Source organism: Burkholderia sp. AU4i, assembly GCF_000466765.1.
GTDB lineage: Bacteria > Pseudomonadota > Gammaproteobacteria > Burkholderiales > Burkholderiaceae > Burkholderia > Burkholderia cepacia.
The window spans coordinates 15,962-30,943 of record NZ_ASSI01000106.1; the positions used below are offsets into that span (position 1 = coordinate 15,962).

Annotated in this window: 21 protein-coding genes; 13 read left to right on the top strand and 8 right to left on the bottom strand. The window is 65.4% G+C overall.

Features of this window, described 5'->3' with window-relative positions; genetic code table 11:
- Positions 1-40: 40 nt before the first annotated feature.
- Positions 41-829, top strand: coding sequence for a YhfC family intramembrane metalloprotease (locus tag L810_RS24030; protein WP_021160919.1), 789 nt, complete (start codon positions 41-43; stop codon positions 827-829).
- Between the two features lie 13 nt (positions 830-842).
- A complete protein-coding gene (locus L810_RS24035) occupies positions 843-1,205 on the top strand; it encodes a DUF3022 domain-containing protein (RefSeq protein ID WP_021160920.1) in 363 nt (120 codons plus the stop codon).
- Positions 1,206-1,238: 33 nt separating this feature from the next.
- Here L810_RS24035 and L810_RS24040 read toward each other — a convergent pair whose 3' ends face one another.
- A complete protein-coding gene (locus tag L810_RS24040; protein WP_021160921.1) occupies positions 1,239-1,670 on the bottom strand; it encodes a PGDYG domain-containing protein in 432 nt (143 codons plus the stop codon).
- Between the two features lie 133 nt (positions 1,671-1,803).
- Positions 1,804-2,355, bottom strand: coding sequence for a Spy/CpxP family protein refolding chaperone (locus tag L810_RS24045; RefSeq protein WP_021160922.1), 552 nt, complete (start codon positions 2,353-2,355; stop codon positions 1,804-1,806).
- A 255-nt stretch (positions 2,356-2,610) separates the two neighbouring features.
- Between L810_RS24045 and L810_RS24050 the strand changes: the two genes are divergently transcribed.
- Positions 2,611-3,075: an Lrp/AsnC family transcriptional regulator gene (locus tag L810_RS24050; protein ID WP_006481526.1), complete on the top strand. Its 465-nt coding sequence runs from the start codon at positions 2,611-2,613 to the stop codon at positions 3,073-3,075.
- Between the two features lie 3 nt (positions 3,076-3,078).
- Here L810_RS24050 and L810_RS24055 read toward each other — a convergent pair whose 3' ends face one another.
- Positions 3,079-3,366 (bottom strand): hypothetical protein, encoded by a 288-nt coding sequence (locus L810_RS24055; protein WP_042975873.1) that lies wholly within the window; start codon positions 3,364-3,366, stop codon positions 3,079-3,081.
- A 113-nt stretch (positions 3,367-3,479) separates the two neighbouring features.
- Between L810_RS24055 and L810_RS49645 the strand changes: the two genes are divergently transcribed.
- Both L810_RS49645 and L810_RS24065 read left to right on the top strand, forming a co-directional pair.
- Positions 3,480-3,836, top strand: coding sequence for a hypothetical protein (locus L810_RS49645; RefSeq protein ID WP_155836346.1), 357 nt, complete (start codon positions 3,480-3,482; stop codon positions 3,834-3,836).
- Positions 3,837-3,840: 4 nt separating this feature from the next.
- Positions 3,841-4,941: a saccharopine dehydrogenase family protein gene (locus L810_RS24065; RefSeq protein ID WP_021160924.1), complete on the top strand. Its 1,101-nt coding sequence runs from the start codon at positions 3,841-3,843 to the stop codon at positions 4,939-4,941.
- 95 nt (positions 4,942-5,036) lie between these two features.
- On the opposite strand, the gene L810_RS24070 is transcribed toward L810_RS24065, so the two are convergent.
- Positions 5,037-5,654 (bottom strand): AAA family ATPase, encoded by a 618-nt coding sequence (locus L810_RS24070; RefSeq protein WP_021160925.1) that lies wholly within the window; start codon positions 5,652-5,654, stop codon positions 5,037-5,039.
- Positions 5,651-5,797, bottom strand: coding sequence for a cytochrome bd-I oxidase subunit CydX (cydX, locus tag L810_RS44340; protein WP_021160926.1), 147 nt, complete (start codon positions 5,795-5,797; stop codon positions 5,651-5,653). Before cydX ends, L810_RS24070 begins: the two co-directional genes overlap by 4 nt.
- A gap of 155 nt (positions 5,798-5,952) precedes the next feature.
- On the opposite strand from cydX, the gene corA reads away from it, so the two are divergent.
- Entirely contained in the window at positions 5,953-6,930 is a 978-nt protein-coding gene (gene corA, locus L810_RS24080) for a magnesium/cobalt transporter CorA (RefSeq protein ID WP_021160927.1), read from the top strand.
- A 13-nt stretch (positions 6,931-6,943) separates the two neighbouring features.
- On the opposite strand, the gene L810_RS24085 is transcribed toward corA, so the two are convergent.
- Positions 6,944-7,231, bottom strand: coding sequence for a YciI-like protein (locus tag L810_RS24085; RefSeq protein WP_021160928.1), 288 nt, complete (start codon positions 7,229-7,231; stop codon positions 6,944-6,946).
- Positions 7,232-7,551: 320 nt separating this feature from the next.
- Positions 7,552-8,040 carry an adenosine-specific kinase gene (locus L810_RS24090; protein ID WP_021160929.1) on the bottom strand — a complete coding sequence of 163 codons (489 nt, stop codon included), beginning with the start codon at positions 8,038-8,040 and terminating at the stop codon, positions 7,552-7,554.
- 138 nt (positions 8,041-8,178) lie between these two features.
- On the opposite strand from L810_RS24090, the gene L810_RS24095 reads away from it, so the two are divergent.
- Entirely contained in the window at positions 8,179-9,165 is a 987-nt protein-coding gene (locus L810_RS24095; RefSeq protein ID WP_021160930.1) for a cysteine synthase A, read from the top strand.
- Positions 9,166-9,265: 100 nt separating this feature from the next.
- Entirely contained in the window at positions 9,266-9,751 is a 486-nt protein-coding gene (locus L810_RS24100) for an aminoacyl-tRNA deacylase (RefSeq protein ID WP_027787328.1), read from the top strand.
- 595 nt (positions 9,752-10,346) lie between these two features.
- Here L810_RS24100 and L810_RS47475 read toward each other — a convergent pair.
- Positions 10,347-10,589 carry a hypothetical protein gene (locus L810_RS47475; RefSeq protein ID WP_124467399.1) on the bottom strand — a complete coding sequence of 81 codons (243 nt, stop codon included), beginning with the start codon at positions 10,587-10,589 and terminating at the stop codon, positions 10,347-10,349.
- On the opposite strand from L810_RS47475, the gene L810_RS24105 reads away from it, so the two are divergent.
- The 5 genes from L810_RS24105 to L810_RS24125 all read left to right on the top strand — a co-directional run bounded on the left by L810_RS24105 (position 10,588) and on the right by L810_RS24125 (position 14,740).
- Positions 10,588-11,286, top strand: a complete 699-nt coding sequence (locus L810_RS24105) for an energy transducer TonB (RefSeq protein WP_042975914.1) — start codon at positions 10,588-10,590, stop codon at positions 11,284-11,286. The two genes, L810_RS47475 and L810_RS24105, sit on opposite strands and share 2 nt — an antisense overlap.
- A gap of 86 nt (positions 11,287-11,372) precedes the next feature.
- The gene (locus L810_RS24110) at positions 11,373-12,287 is read left to right on the top strand and encodes a MotA/TolQ/ExbB proton channel family protein (RefSeq protein ID WP_021160934.1); all 915 of its coding nucleotides are present in this window, start codon (positions 11,373-11,375) and stop codon (positions 12,285-12,287) included.
- A gap of 20 nt (positions 12,288-12,307) precedes the next feature.
- Positions 12,308-12,730: an ExbD/TolR family protein gene (locus L810_RS24115; protein ID WP_021160935.1), complete on the top strand. Its 423-nt coding sequence runs from the start codon at positions 12,308-12,310 to the stop codon at positions 12,728-12,730.
- Between the two features lie 371 nt (positions 12,731-13,101).
- Positions 13,102-13,533 carry an ExbD/TolR family protein gene (locus L810_RS24120; RefSeq protein WP_021160936.1) on the top strand — a complete coding sequence of 144 codons (432 nt, stop codon included), beginning with the start codon at positions 13,102-13,104 and terminating at the stop codon, positions 13,531-13,533.
- 16 nt (positions 13,534-13,549) lie between these two features.
- Positions 13,550-14,740, top strand: coding sequence for a tetratricopeptide repeat protein (locus tag L810_RS24125; protein WP_021160937.1), 1,191 nt, complete (start codon positions 13,550-13,552; stop codon positions 14,738-14,740).
- Positions 14,741-14,982 lie beyond the last annotated feature (242 nt).

Here is a 14,982-nt window from a genome sequence, read left to right on the forward strand (position 1 = left end):
ACGCAGCGCGTCAGGTGCGCTGCCCCGAACAAGGAAATACATGACTGTCGCCCCCGTCACGCTGGCGGTGCTGATCGCCGCCACGCTGATCATCGCGCTCCTGCCGCTCGTCCTCTTCCGTATCCTGCGCAAGCCGCTTGCGCTGAACCGCCGCGACACGATCGTCGGCGTGGCCGTCTTCACGCTGTTCGCGATGATCCTCGAGCGCGCATTCCACGGGCTCGTGCTGAGCCGGACGCCGCCCGACGGCTGGCTCACGCAGCCGCTCGCGTTCGTTGCGTACAGCGCGCTTGCGACCGCCGTGTTCGAGGAAGCCGGTCGTTATCTCGGGATGCGTTTCCTGAACCGCCGCTACGGCGCGTCGGCCGGCGACAGCCGCGGAATCGGCTACGGGATCGGCCACGGCGGCGCCGAAGCGTGGTTCGTCGGCGTACTCGTGTGGGGCCAGTGGTCGTATCTCGCGTGGCTCGCGAGCCGCGGCCAGCTGGAGACCCAGCTCGCCGACCTGCCGGGCGATACCGTCGTGCGGCTGCACGTGATGCTCGCGACGCTGTCGGCACAGTCGATCCTGCTGTTGCTGCTCGAACGCTGCGCGGCGTTCGTGCTGCAGCTTGCGCTGTCGGTGCTGGTCTGGCGCGGCGTGCGCGCCGGGCGCGCGGGCGTGTTGCCGCTCGCGATCGTGCTGCATGCGCTGGCAGCCGCGCCGGCGCTGCTGTATCAGGTGCGCGTGCTGCCGGCCGGCTGGGTCGAGGCTGCGTATTTCGTGCTGGCCGCGCTTCTGGTCGTCGTGCTGGTGAAGACCTGCCGGCCGTCGCAATCGGCAGCCTGACGGGAGAGACGGGATGGACGACTATCTGCTCGAATGCCAGAGCGCGGAATTCGACGCGCTCGCACGCGTGATCTGCGATCTCTTTCCGGAGCAGACGCGGTTCGCCGAAAGCAGCGACGCGCGCGGGCGGTTCCTGTCCGTGCACTGGCTCGCGATGCGTTTCGGCGCGACGCCGAAGCGGATGACGCTCGATATCCGCATCGTGCCGGCGGCATTCGCACGCTATCTGGCGCTCAAGCCGATGCAGCGCGCGCGCAGCCATGCGGTGCTGCATGCGTATACGGAAGCGATGCTCGGGTCGCTCGAGGAGCGCCACGCGGCCGGCGAGGCCGTCGAGCGGGACGCCGAACTCGAGCTCGACGAAGACTTTGCGTGATCGTTCGCGCCGGCGCGATGCCGGCGCGCCGCGTTACGCGTCGCGGTAGACCTGCGCGAAGCGCTGCGCCTGCACGACACCGTAGTCGCCGGGCGCGTATTGCATCACCCAGTCGCCGGCGACGCCGCGCAGCGTGTCGCCGTTTTCCGAGCGGGCGATCGTGAACGGCTCGTCCATCCGGCGGGCGAGCACGACGGCCGGCCGGTTCCGGTAGGCGCCCGGCGCGCCGTGTGCGAGTGCCGGATCGGCGGGCAGGTATTTGGCGTCGAAGCGCGCGCGCGACACGACCCAGCGGTCGCCGGTGGAGCCCGTGATCAGCGCGTCGCCCGCCACATAGCGGTTCGGGCCTTCGAGGCTCATCAGTTCGCCGTCGGCGTCCGCGAAGGAAACGGCGACGGTTTCGTCCTTGACGACGCGACGGGCCTGCGGATCGGTACGCAGGTCGATGTGCTTGAGTTCGAGCATGGCGGGGAAGTGCGGGAAAAGCCGGGAGCTTATCCCGAATCCGGCGCGCCGTGTGACGCGCCGGTCGCCTGTAGCGGTGCCGTTCGGCCCGGACGGGCCGTATACGATGCCGGCGGCGCCGGCAGGGCGGGCGTCAGGGCTGCGCGGGTGCGCTGGCGGCCGGCGCGGCTGCCGCCTTGCCTTCCTTGCCCTTCGTCTTGCCCTTGCCACGATGCTCGCCGCCGTGGTGCAGCCAGCTGCGGAACGTCGTGTCGGCCAGTGCCTTCTGGTCGGCCGGGAAACTCTCGTAGAGCGGTGCGAAGGCGTCGGCGAGCTTCTTCGCGCCGTCCGCGTTCGCCTGCGACAGTTCCGCATACTGCTTCATGTCGTCGAGTGCGGAGACGTCGTGCCTGGCCATCCGTTCACGATAGAGACGGCCCATCGTGTCGCCGTTGCCGCGCATCGTGTCGGCGAACGTCTTCCACTGCGGCTCCTGCGCCGACGTGATCTTCAGCTGGTCGTGCAGGTACTTGATGCGCTGCTCGACGCGGGCTTCATGGCGCGCCTCGCGCTGCTCGGCGCTCGGGGCCGAAGCCGCGGCCGCGGCCGTCGTGGCCTGAGCGGGCGCTTGCGGCTGCGCCGGGGTTTGCGCGAACGCGCTGGCTGCAACGGCGAGCGTAGCGAGGGTGAGCGAAATTTTCTTCATGGTTGGCTCTCCGGGGTGGTGTCTGGCGAGCGCGCGCGGCGGCAATTGCCGCAAGCGCGCATCTCGCGTCGCCTGCTATTAGTAGCACGTCGAGTGCGGCGCAGCAGTGAATGCGACACTTGCTTACATCCGATACGAATCGAAATTGAAAGGTTCGAATCGGTTCCGGGCGATGCCGTTTGGGCGGGCCGGCGTTCGGCGCTATCATCGCGTCACCTTCCACTTTGCCGGCACGTCGTGCCCCGGCCCAGCCTCATGCGTCCACCCCGTCTCGACCAACTCGACGATCTCGACCGGCAACTCGTCGCGCTGCTGCAGGCCGATGCGCGCGCCAGCGTCGCGGATCTCGCGCGCCAGCTCGACGTCGCGCGCACGACGGTCGTCGCACGCATCGCGCGGCTCGAACGGACCAACGTGATCGCCGGCTACAGCGTCCGGCTCGGGCAGGACGTGCTCGACGCGAGCATTTACGCGTATGTCGGCATCATCCTCACGCCGAAGTTCGGCAAGGACGTGTTGCGCAAGCTCGACCGGATGCCCGAGGTGCAACTGCTGTGCGCGGTGAGCGGCGAGTACGACTACGTCGCATGGCTGCGCGCCGATTCTCCCGAACGGCTCAACGACCTGCTCGACCAGATCGGCACGCTCGAAGGCGTCGAGCGCACGACGACGTCGATCATCCTGTCGCGCAAGATCGATCGCGGGACGATCGGCGGCTGACGTTCAGGCGCGGCGTTCATTGCGCCGCGCTTGTTGTGCTGTCGTATCGGCCCGACTGCCGGGCTGCGTCGTGCCAGGCGCCCCGCAAGCGGAATCCGCACCGGGATGTGCCCACCCGCACGACTGCGCTTCGTTTGCACGGGCGAGCGTGATGTCGACGCTCAGCCGGTTCGCGACGGGCAGCACGATCGCGGTCGGGAACGGCGGGATCGTCCATGCCGCTGCGAAACCGGGCACCGCATCGTTGCGCGCTTGCGAGAGCAGATCGCCGACCGGCGCGACGACCAACACGGCGCGCTCGCTCGGAGGCTGACGTTCACTCCGACGATGCGCAGGTCGGTGATTCGCGTACCGACGATGTTGACCAGCACCACCGTTGCCTGGCAGATCCACGGCACATCGCAGTGCGTACGCAACTGCATCCACGGCGCCATCGCGATGCGCGTCACGATCCGGCCGAGCCCCACGTTGACTGCGAGAACGTCCGCGCCGGTTTCGCCGACCGTGGTCGACATGATCTTGCCGATCCGGAGCGACAGCACGAAGTCGGGCACCTTGTTCAGCCAGTGCGGCGTGCGTTCGGCGGGCCCGTAGCGGGTGAAAAACCCTCGTTTCGCCGTTTCGACGAAATGCGTCGTCGTAACGTCGAAATTATCGGTCGTTTCGCATCATTCTTCGTCTTGGAACTGATTTTGCGCGTCCCTAAACTGTGTTCATGGCTCAACGCCGTCCACTACATCAAACCCATCATCAGGAGATAAGCGCATGAAAATCGCCATCGTCGGCGCAGGTCTGATCGGCCACACCATTGCTCACATGCTGCGTGAAACGGGCGACTACGAAGTCGTCGCGTTCGACCGCGATGCGGATGCGCTCGCGAAGCTGTCGCGCGAAGGCATCGCGACGCAACGGGTCGATTCGGCCGACGCCAACGCGATTCGCGAAGCAGTGAAGGGTTTCGATGCGCTCGTCAATGCGCTGCCTTATTACCTCGCGGTCAACGTCGCCGCCGCCGCTAAGGCCGCCGGCGTCCACTACTTCGACCTGACCGAAGACGTGCGGGCGACCCACGCGATCCGCGAGCTGGCCGAAGGCTCCGACCGTGCGTTCATGCCGCAGTGCGGCCTCGCACCGGGCTTCATCGGTCTCGCTGCGCATGAACTGGTGAACGGCTTCACCGAAGTGCGCGACGTGAAGATGCGCGTCGGCGCGTTGCCCGAGTATCCGACCAACGCGCTGAAGTACAACCTGACGTGGAGCGTCGACGGCCTGATCAACGAATACTGCCAGCCGTGCGAAGCGATCCGCGACGGCCGCAAGCAGTGGGTGCAGCCGCTCGAAGGCCTCGAGCACTTCTCGCTCGACGGTACCGAATACGAAGCGTTCAACACGTCGGGCGGCCTCGGCACGCTGTGCGAAACGCTGTCGGGCAAGGTCGAGACGCTCGACTACAAGTCGGTGCGCTACCCGGGCCACCGCGATCTCGTGCAGTTCCTGCTCGAGGACCTGCGCCTGTCGACCGACCGCGACACGCTGAAGTCGATCATGCGCCGCGCGGTGCCGTCGACGAAGCAGGACGTCGTGCTGGTGTTCATCACCGTGACGGGCGTGAAGGACGGCCAGCTCGTGCAGGACGTGTTCACGCGCAAGATCTTCGCGAAGGACGTGTGCGGGATGCACATGAGCGCGATCCAGATCACGACGGCCGGCGCGATGTGCGCGGTGCTGGATCTGTTCCGCGAGAAGAAGCTGCCGCAAAGCGGTTTCATCCCGCAGGAAAAGGTGTCGCTGAAGGCGTTCCTGTCGAACCGCTTCGGCAAGCTGTACGAAGGCGGCACGATGGAGCGCGTGCACGCGGTGGCCTGACCGTCCGCCAGCCTCAGGAACGAGGGCCGTACGACGCCGGGAGCGCAGCAGCGCTTCCGGCGTTGTTTTTTTGCGGGAACGAAAAGGAGGGGCGATCAGGCCGGCAGCGGCGGGACGATCGTCGCCGCGGGCGGGGGCGGCGCGATGCGGTACAGCAGCGTATCGATGTCGGCGTCGGAGGGCGCGGTGTTGTCGAACATCACGATGCCGTCGCATTCGTGGCCGGTCGGCACAAAGCGGCGCTGCCGGTATTCGTCCCAGTGCGCGAGCTTGTAGGCATCGTTCGGGTTGCCGCGTGCGACGATCCGCTGGTGCGCGACGTCTTCCGACGTGTAGACCCAGACGACCGTCAGCGTGACGTCGGGGGCGATGCCGAGCCATGCGCGGTCGAGAATGCGGCGATCGCGCACTTCGCGCGACAGCGGGCCGACGACGAGCGCGCCGATGCCCAGCGCGAGGTTTTCGCGCGCCGTGTCGAGCAGGCCCTGGTATTCGGGATCGCGCAGGTGCTTCAGGTAGAGCGGGCTGTCGCGGTCGTTCGGATCCTCGGTGAGCGCACCCATCGCGGCCGAGCTGTAGCGGCCGTACAGCGTGTCCTTGTCGAGCAGGCAGAAGGCCTCGCCGGTCGCGCGCATCAGCGGCCCGATGAGCCGCTTCGCGAGCGTGGTCTTGCCGGTGCCGGCGTGACCGCAGAAGAACACCAGGTGCGTCACGAAGCCTTGCCTCCCGGCCGCGGGCTCGGCGTACCGTTGCGCTTGTCGCCGCGCGAGAACACTTCCGCCTCCAGCCACATCGCGTTGATGATGCCGAAGCCGAGCGCCACGCCGATGCCGAGTATCCACGAGAAATACCACATGGGTCTGTCTCCTTGACGGTTGGGCCGCAGTGTCCTGATGCGCGTGCTGCGGCGCACGCAGCCCGATCATGACCAATATCGTCGTGCCGCGCAAGCCGGGCCGCCCGCGCAGCAAACCGGTAAACTGATGCGCAAACCGCAACATCAGAGGCACCATGCTGATCAACTGTGCTGCATACCAGGACGGCCGCAAGCTGGCCGACATCGATATCGACGCCATCAGCGACTACGTGTCGAAGCCCGAATGCTTCGTGTGGGTCGCGCTGAAGGATCCGACGCCCGAGGAAATCGACCTGATGGGCGAGGAGTTCGGGCTGCACGAGCTCGCACTCGAGGATGCCCGCAAGGGGCACCAGCGGCCGAAGATAGAGGAGTACGGCGATTCGCTGTTCGCGGTGCTGCATACGGTCGAGCTCGATGGCGACGGCGAATTCAAGGTGGGCGAGCTGAACGTGTTCGTCGGCCCGAACTACGTGCTGTCGATCCGCAACCACACCGAGCAGGACTTCCGCGACGTGCGCAAGCGCTGCGAGCACGAGCCGCATCTGCTGCGGGAAGGCTCGGCATTCGTGTTCTACGCGCTGATGGACCAGGTCGTCGACCGCTATTTCCCGATCCTCGAAACGCTCGGCACCGAGCTCGAGGAACTCGAGGATCGGATCTTCGCGAAGGCGACGCCCGCGTCGTCGCGCGCGATCATCGAGGATCTCTATTCGCTGAAGCGCCGGCTCGTGATGCTGTACCAGCACACGGCGCCGCTGATCGAGCCGCTCGCGAAACTCACCGGCGGACGCGTGCCGCAGGTCTGCAGCGGGATGGCGGCTTATTTCCGCGACGTGTACGACCATCTGCAGCGGATCGTGAAGACGATCGAAGGGCGCCGCGAGATGGTCGTCACGGCGATCCAGGTCAACCTCGGGATGATCTCGCTGGCCGAGAACGAAGTGACGAAGCGGCTCGGTTCGTTCGCCGCGCTGTTCGCGATACCGACGATGATCGCCGGCATCTACGGGATGAACTTCGCGAACATGCCCGAACTGCACCTGAAATACGGTTTCTACGGCTGCATCGCGGTGATGGTCGTCGCCGACTTCGCGCTGTGGTGGCGTTTCAAGCGGGCAGGGTGGCTGTAGTCCCGCGTCGCGCCTAGCGCGGCGCGTGCTTGCCGATCACGACGCGCCACGGACGCACACGCCACGATTTCACGAGGCCGTTCTGCACATACGGATCGGCGCGCGCGAACGACTCGGCCGCCTCCGGCGAATCGCCTTCGAACACGAGCACGGCCTGGTCGGCCGGGTCCGACAGCGCGCCGGCGAGCACGAGTTCGCCGCGCTCGGTCGCGGCCTGTGCAAGCGCGAGATGTTCGGCGCGGAACGGTTCGCGCCGCGACAGGTAATCGTCGACGAGTTCGTAGATCAGCTGGTAATGCATGCGTGGCTCCGGGAAGGGACGGCGGCGCGGTCGTCGTGTCGGCGCGGCTGCCGGTCAGTCTGTTGCGGCCAGTATAGGACAGCCGGGTGGCCGGCGCGTCCCCACCGGGAGCGTAATCCCGTTCCCTGAATTGCAACTAACGGTCAGCCAACTCCGCAACCGGAAATCCTGACCGCGGTCGCGCCTTTGATCCCACCGCTTTTTCTTCTTGTTTCGCAGGGCCGGGAGACGCGGTCCGCATCGACGATGCGGTCACGTCTGCAGGGCAGGCCCTGACGGAAGCTCGGTGTATGCGCCGCGGCCGCTCCGGCGGCCCGCACCTACGCCTTGTATCCGATCGTGCGCAGCAGATCCTTGCGCCAGCGCACGTCGTCGTCGTTCTCGACGCCGAGCGGCGGAAAGCCGTCGACGACACCGGCGATCCCGCGTCCCTGCGCGCTTTCCGCGACGATCACGTCGGTCGGGTTCGCGGTCGCGCAGTAGATCCGGCAGACCTCCGGCACGGCCTTGATCGCATTGAGCACGTTGGCCGGATAGAAACCGTCGCCGAGGAACACGATGAACGCGTGACCGGCGCCGATCGCAAGGGCGTTGCGGCACGCGAGTTCGACGAGTTCCGCATCGGTGCCGGAGCGGCGCACGAGACGTTTGCCCGATGCCTCGCAGAATGCGAGCCCGAAACGAATGCCCGGCACGGTGCCGACCAGCGTCTCGTGGATGTCCTCGACGGACTTGATGAAATGCGACTGGCCGAGGATGAAATTCACGGCCTCGGGTTTGTCGACGGTGACGGTTTCGAATTGCAGCATGGCGGACCTCGTCTGGCGATGCGGCGCGCGCGCCGCAATGGGCTCTCCAAGCTTAGTACGCGGCGGCTGGCGTCGAAAGCGACGCGTCCTATCCTTGGTTGTGTAGGGCGCGCGAGCGCGAATGCAACGGAGGGCAACATGGACGTGCGACACGGCTTCGTCGACTGCGTGGGACGCACGCCGTTGATCCGGCTGGCGAAGCTCAGCGCCGAAACGGGCTGCGAAATCCTGGGCAAGGCGGAATTCATGAATCCGGGCGGTTCGGTGAAGGATCGCGCGGCGCTCTACATCATCCGCGACGCCGAGCAGCGCGGCGCACTGAAGCCGGGCGGCACCGTCGTCGAGGGCACGGCGGGCAACACGGGCATCGGTCTTGCGCACATCTGCGCGGCGCGCGGTTATCGCTGCGTGATCGTGATTCCCGACACGCAATCGCCGGACAAGATGGCGATCCTGCGCACGCTCGGCGCCGACGTGCGCCCGGTGCCGGCGGCGCCGTATCGCGACCCGAACAACTATCAGAAGATTGCCGGGCGGCTCGCGGACGAACTCGACAACGCGGTATGGGCCAACCAGTTCGACAACGTCGTCAACCGGCAGGCGCACTACGAGACGACCGGACCGGAAATCTGGCGCGATACGGCGGGCACGGTCGATGCGTTCGTCTGCGCAACCGGCACGGGCGGCACGCTGGCGGGCGTGAGCCGCTACCTGAAGGAGCAGGATCCGGAGGTCCGGATCGTGCTGGCCGATCCGCACGGCAGCGGGCTCTACGGTTACGTGAAAACGGGCGACCTCGGTGCCGAAGGCAGTTCGATCACCGAAGGCATCGGCTCGACGCGGGTCACCGCGAATCTGGCCGGTGCACCGATCGACGACGCCGTGAGGATCGATGATTCGCAGTGCGTGACGATGGTCTACCGGCTGCTGCGCGAAGAAGGGCTGTACGTCGGCGGATCGAGCGGAATCAACGTCGCGGCGGCGGTCTGGCTGGCCCGCAGGATGGGCCCGGGGCATACGATCGTGACTTTGCTGTGCGATCGCGGCGACATCTATCGTGCGCGGCTCTTCAATCGCGAATGGCTGCGCGAAAAAGGGTTGGAACCGGAACGGGAGCCCGAATGAGCTAGGGGTGAGGCGGCGTTTCCATTGGCTCGAATGCGACCTATGCTGAACAAATCCGGAGCGAACGCCGTTCGCCCGATTCGCCCAGACGAGGTGTGCCATGCCAGTATCAGCCACCCTGCAGGATTGCCTGCGCCAGAAGTCATCGCGGTATGAAGTGGTGTACCACCCCTATAGCCATACGAGCATGGAGACGGCCGCCGCCGCGCATATCCCCGGCGATCGCCTCGCGAAAACCGTGCTCCTCGAAGACGACGAAGGCTACGTCGCAGCCGTGTTGCCGACTACGCATGCCGTGCGCCTGTCGGATCTCTGGGTGAAGACGGGACGCCATCTCGTGCTCGCCCGCGAGGTCGAACTGCGCGAACTGTTCAAGGATTGCGACATGGGTGCGCTGCCGCCGGTCTGCATGGCATACGGCATGAAGACGTTTCTCGAGGAACGTCTTGCACAGCAGCCGGAAGTCTATTTCGAGGCCGGCGACCACGAAGCGCTGATCCACATGATGCAGGATGAATTCCTGACGCTGATGGAGACGGCCGAGCGTGCGCATTTCTCGCACAAGATGCAGGGCATGCAGTCCTGACGCGTGCGGTGAACGGGCAATTGTCAGTGCGTGTGTGACAGGGGTGCAGGTCCTGTCAGTGGGCAGGTCGCCGGATAGTTAATTCGATGTGCGAAGTGTTTGGTCATGTGTTTTAATCCGACGAGCAATCCTGAATTTATGTCGCATTCCAGATTAACTGTTTTGGGTACCTCGGGTACGGCATCGCTGGTACGCCGTCCTTGAGGAAACGATCCCGGCCAGTTCGAGGCGGTCGACCGGCATGTCCGTCGACATGCGGGCGATGACGAGGCGGGGGATGCATCCTCGAGATAATTGTTCGAATGCCCTTTTTTGGTGCGGTGCAGGAGATATGCCGATATTTATGTTGAAGCGGATCAATATCCGTTTTTGCATATACCCATACAATTCAATTACCAATTGAATAATAAAAGTTGTATTTGTGCTTACCGGAATATTATTTGAATATCCCCTCCAAACTTTGTATTCGGGTATCAAATAAAGTTTGACGGCAAAATTTTTTCCTTGCTATCTTCTGCACCCAAGTGAACGGCGCCAATGACATCACCGTGTAACGAACGGCGAATCGTCATACGAAACACGCGGTGCCGCCCGCTCAGCTGACAATTGCCTGAACGTGCAGGCGCGTGGTTTTCCGGTGCAAACACCGGGCCGCGCCGGCCGGAACGATTCCTTGAAAAAGAATGTATTGGAATTCGAATGCAATTCTTTCAATTCGGATTGCAAATTGAATTTGAAATGAAATGTTCGGGTGGATGCGGTGGCGATGCCGACCTGGTTTCGCCGCCGGCAGCAATCCGAAACTGGGCGAATCGCTTGGGGGATGGATGGTGGGCATGAAAGTCGAAGAAGGTCTGGTTACGTCGAACAGCGGACTGGCTACGCTGGGCCGTCCGCGAGAGTTCGGCAAGAAGCAACAGAATCCGGTACGCCGGTTCGGCGGCATCGGAATCGTCCTGGTGCTGCATGCAGTGCTGATCTACGCGCTGCTCAACGGCCTGGCGACGAAAGTCGTGCAGGTGATCCAGCACCCGATCGAAACCCGCATCATCGAGCCGGTCAAGCCGCCGCCGCCACCGCCGATGCCCGTGGTCAAGCTCCCGCCGCCGAAGTTCGCGCCGCCGCCGCCGCCGTTCGTCCCGCCGCCGGAAGTGCCGGTGCAGGCGCCGCCGCAGGCGACGATCACGCACCAGTCGGCCCCGGTACCCACCGCGCCGGCCGTGCAGGCACCGGTCGTGGCGCCCCCGGCGCCCGCCAAGCCCGTCAGCCATGACGTGGGTGTCGTGTGCCCGAATTCGGATGCGCTTCGCGCGTCGATCCAGTATCCGAAGGAAGCGCAGGAAAACAACATCACGGGTGACGTGACGATCGAATTCGTCGTGGATGCGGAAGGGAACATCACGAACGAGCGCGTGGCGCAGTCGGCCGATCCGGTCCTCGATCGCGCTGCCTACAACACCGTAAAACGATTCAAGTGCGTCGCGCAGGGCCAGTCGGTGCGGGTCCAGGTGCCGTTCTCGTTCAATCTGAATTGATGCAGTGGGCGGCCCGGCGCGAACCGGGTCGGGAAAAACCATCACGAACTGACGTATTAAGTTCACCGAAATAACTGGAGTGGGGTATGACGAAGCGTTCACTGGCCGCGTTGGCGGCAAGCATCCTGATGTCCGTCGTCGCAGTCGACGGATTCGTTGCGCCGCAGCTCGCCCATGCGCAGGCAAGCGGCGCGGCCGGCACGGCGGCACAGGCGGCGCCGTCTGCCGCACCGGCCACGGCTCCGGCCGCCGCCGAACCGGCTCCGCCGCCCGCGCCGGCCACGACGGAAGCAGTCGAGAACCCGTACGGGCTCGGCGCGTTGTGGAAGAACGGCGACTTCGTCGCCCGTTTCGTGCTGATCCTGCTGGTGATCATGTCGATGGGGAGCTGGTACATCATGATCACGAAGTTCCTGGAGCAGTTGCGCGCCAATCGCCGCGCGAAACTGGCAGATGCGCAGCTCTGGTCCGCACCGTCGCTGGCCGAGGGCGCCAGGCTCCTCGACGAGGCCTCGCCGTTCCGCTTCATCGCCGAAACGGCGATCGAGGCCGGCGAGCACCATGAAGATGCGCTGCTGGAAGCCGTGGACCGCAACACGTGGATCGACGTGTCGGTCGAGCGCTCGATCACGAACGTGTCGAACCGGATGCAGGACGGGCTCGCATTCCTGGCCACGGTGGGCTCCACGGCGCCGTTCGTCGGGCTGTTCGGCACGGTCTGGGGGATTTATCACGCGCTGACCGCGATCGGTATCGCCGGCCAGGCGTCGATCGACAAGGTCGCGGGCCCGGTGGGCGAGGCGCTCATCATGACCGCGATCGGCCTCGCCGTCGCGGTGCCCGCGGTGCTCGGCTACAACTTCCTGGTCCGGCGCAACAAGTCGGTGATGGAGCGGGTTCGCAACTTCGGCGCGCAACTGCATACGGTGTTGCTGGCCGGCAATCGGCGCCCGGTACGCGCGGCGTCCTCGTCGCCGGCCGCGGCGTCGCTTGCGAACTGACCGCCTGACGGAGACGCGCGATGGCCATGAACGTCGGGCAGGACGACAGCGACGAGGTGATCGCCAACATCAACACGACGCCGCTCGTCGACGTGATGCTGGTGTTGCTGATCATTTTCCTGATCACGATCCCGGTCGTGACGCACACGATCCAGCTTCAGTTGCCGAAGGAGACGGTGCAACCGCTGCAGACGACGCCGAAGAGCATCGAGATCGCGGTGAACCGCGATGGCGACTTCTTCTGGGGCGAACAGCTGGTGGATGCGCAGACACTGCTCGCGAAGCTGAAGGACGTATCGCAGCAGCAGCCGCAGCCGAGCGTCCACGTGCGGGGCGACCAGAACACCCGTTACGAGTTCATCGGCCGGGTGGTCACGATGTGCGAGCGCGCGGGGATTGCGAAACTGTCGTTCATTACGGAGCCGCCCGCACGCGGCGGCTAGTCGTGGGCGGGAACCTTGGTGAGAGGGCGGGCTGGCGGCTGGGGGGATGCACTGACGCCGGTCGGCCTTGGGGCATGGGGTCGGCGTAGGTGCTGAAGCATTAATGCTGATCGACCGCGAAGCATGGGATCAGCGTAAGTGCTGAAGCACTAACGCTGATCGACCGCGAAGCATGGGACCAGCGTAAGTGCTGAAGCACTAACGCTGGTCGACCACGAAGCATGGGAGCAGCGTAAGCGCTGAAGCACCAACGCTGATCGACCGCGAAGCATGGGATCAGCGTAAGTGCTGAAGCACGAACGCTGATCGACCGCGAAGCATGGGACCAGCGTAAGTGCTGAAGCACTAACGCTGATCGACAGGAGTCGACGATGGGAATGAATGTGCCTTCGGGCGGAAGCAATGCCGAACCGGAAGTGATGGTCGATATCAACACCACGCCGCTGATCGACGTGATGCTGGTGTTGCTGATCATGCTGATCATCACGATCCCGATTCAGATGCATTCGGTGAAGATGGACCTGCCGATGGGTAACCCGCCGCCGCCGGCCACGCCGCCGGAAATCGTGCAGATCGACATCGACTTCGACGGCACGACGACGTGGAACGGCGCACCGGTGCCGGACCGCACGGCGCTCGAGGCGAAACTGACCCAGGTGGCGGCGGAACCCGTGCAGGCGGAAATCCACCTGCGCCCCAACAAGCTGGTGCCGTACAAGGACGTGGCCGCCGTGCTCGCATCCGCGCAACGCGTGGGCGCGACCAAGATCGGCCTGATCGGCAACGAACAGTTCATGCAATGACGCCACGGACGAGCCGATGAACCAGCGACGATGGAAACGGATGATGGCGGTGGCGGCGCTCGGCGCGGCAAGCTTGCTCGGACGCCCGGCATTGCCGGCGGACGCGCTGCGGCCGGACGTGGCCAAACCGTTGGCGGCCGCACAGGACCTGTACCGGGCGCACAAGTATCGCGATGCACTGGGCAAGATCGCCCAGGCAGCGGCCGTGCCGAACCGGACGCCGTACGAAACCTACATGGTGGAGGAAATGCGCGGCGCGGCCGCGATGGCGGCCGGCGACTCGGGCACGGCCGCGCAGGCCTACGAGGCCGTACTGAACTCGGGGCGGCTGTCGGGCGAGGACGAGCAGCGGACCACGGCGGCGCTGGCCGGCATCTACTTCCAGCAGAAGAACTACCCGCTGGCGATCCGGATCGCGCAGCGCTACCTGAAGGCCGGCGGATCCGATCCGGAAATGCGCACGCTGCTCACGCAGTCGTACTACCTGTCAAACGATTGCACACCGCTCGTGAGCCAGTTGAAGGCGAGCACCGACGCGCAGGCGAACGGCGGACACGCGCCGGATGAAGGGCAGTTGCAGATGCTTGCGAGCTGTGCGCAAAAAGTGAAGGACGGCAACGCATATCGCGGTGCGCTCGGGCTGCTGGTGGCTTACCACCCGAGCCCCGCGTACTGGGACGAAATGGTCACGGCGATTCGCGGCAACCCTGGGTATCTGCCGTCGCTCGATCTCGACATCTACCGGTTGCGCCGGGCGACGGGCTCGCTCGCGACAGCCGATGCGTACATGGAGATGACGCAGCTCGCGCTGGTGGCAGGGTTGCCCGCCGAAGGCAAGCAGGTGATCGACCAGGGGTTCGCGTCCGGCGTACTCGGCAAGGACGCGCAGGCGGATCGCGAGAAACGGCTGCAGGCGCTCGCGGCAAAGCGCGCGCAGTCGGGCGGGGACGCCGCGACACCGGCTGCGCCGATCGACGCGGGCATGAACCTCGTCTTCGCAGGCAAGGCGCAGCAGGGGCTGCCGATGATGGAGCAGGCGATCGCGAAGGGCGGCCTCGAGCATCCGGACGCGGCGCGACTGCGGCTCGGCGAGGCGTATTACGTGGCCGGTCAGAAGGCGCGGGCGGTTCAGGTGCTGCGCACCGTCAAGGGCACCGACGGTTCCGCCGACCTCGCACGGCTCTGGACGGCGGTGGCCTCCCGCTAACGCAACGCACGGGCACGGCGGCTCGCAGCGCGGGAGCGGGCGTGGTCGGTGAGCGGAAATCGGTGCGCCGCTGCAATGGCACCGACGCATGAAGGGCAGGTCAGCCGAGGGAAAAGGGGCAGCCTTGTTGATTAGTAAACCGAATGAAATGTGCCGGATCGGCGCGACTGCGCGATGCGGGTGCCGTGCCGCACCACGCGCGGCTTGCGCGCCGCGACAGCGTGCAGCCGGGTATCGCGCCG

Bases quoted from the DNA above. Each gene is read 5' to 3' on its own strand.
- L810_RS24040 (WP_021160921.1), bottom strand. From the start codon at position 1,670: ATGCTCGAACTCAAGCACATCGACCTGCGTACCGATCCGCAGGCCCGT.
- L810_RS24120 (WP_021160936.1), top strand. From the start codon at position 13,102: ATGGGAATGAATGTGCCTTCGGGCGGAAGCAATGCCGAACCGGAAGTG.
- L810_RS24100 (WP_027787328.1), top strand. From the start codon at position 9,266: ATGCCAGTATCAGCCACCCTGCAGGATTGCCTGCGCCAGAAGTCATCG.
- L810_RS47475 (WP_124467399.1), bottom strand. From the start codon at position 10,589: ATGCCCACCATCCATCCCCCAAGCGATTCGCCCAGTTTCGGATTGCTG.
- corA (WP_021160927.1), top strand. From the start codon at position 5,953: ATGCTGATCAACTGTGCTGCATACCAGGACGGCCGCAAGCTGGCCGAC.
- L810_RS24110 (WP_021160934.1), top strand. From the start codon at position 11,373: ATGACGAAGCGTTCACTGGCCGCGTTGGCGGCAAGCATCCTGATGTCC.
- L810_RS24125 (WP_021160937.1), top strand. From the start codon at position 13,550: ATGAACCAGCGACGATGGAAACGGATGATGGCGGTGGCGGCGCTCGGC.
- L810_RS24045 (WP_021160922.1), bottom strand. From the start codon at position 2,355: ATGAAGAAAATTTCGCTCACCCTCGCTACGCTCGCCGTTGCAGCCAGC.
- cydX (WP_021160926.1), bottom strand. From the start codon at position 5,797: ATGTGGTATTTCTCGTGGATACTCGGCATCGGCGTGGCGCTCGGCTTC.
- L810_RS24105 (WP_042975914.1), top strand. From the start codon at position 10,588: ATGAAAGTCGAAGAAGGTCTGGTTACGTCGAACAGCGGACTGGCTACG.
- L810_RS24065 (WP_021160924.1), top strand. From the start codon at position 3,841: ATGAAAATCGCCATCGTCGGCGCAGGTCTGATCGGCCACACCATTGCT.
- L810_RS24050 (WP_006481526.1), top strand. From the start codon at position 2,611: ATGCGTCCACCCCGTCTCGACCAACTCGACGATCTCGACCGGCAACTC.
- L810_RS24095 (WP_021160930.1), top strand. From the start codon at position 8,179: ATGGACGTGCGACACGGCTTCGTCGACTGCGTGGGACGCACGCCGTTG.
- L810_RS24090 (WP_021160929.1), bottom strand. From the start codon at position 8,040: ATGCTGCAATTCGAAACCGTCACCGTCGACAAACCCGAGGCCGTGAAT.
- L810_RS24115 (WP_021160935.1), top strand. From the start codon at position 12,308: ATGGCCATGAACGTCGGGCAGGACGACAGCGACGAGGTGATCGCCAAC.
- L810_RS24085 (WP_021160928.1), bottom strand. From the start codon at position 7,231: ATGCATTACCAGCTGATCTACGAACTCGTCGACGATTACCTGTCGCGG.
- L810_RS24035 (WP_021160920.1), top strand. From the start codon at position 843: ATGGACGACTATCTGCTCGAATGCCAGAGCGCGGAATTCGACGCGCTC.
- L810_RS24030 (WP_021160919.1), top strand. From the start codon at position 41: ATGACTGTCGCCCCCGTCACGCTGGCGGTGCTGATCGCCGCCACGCTG.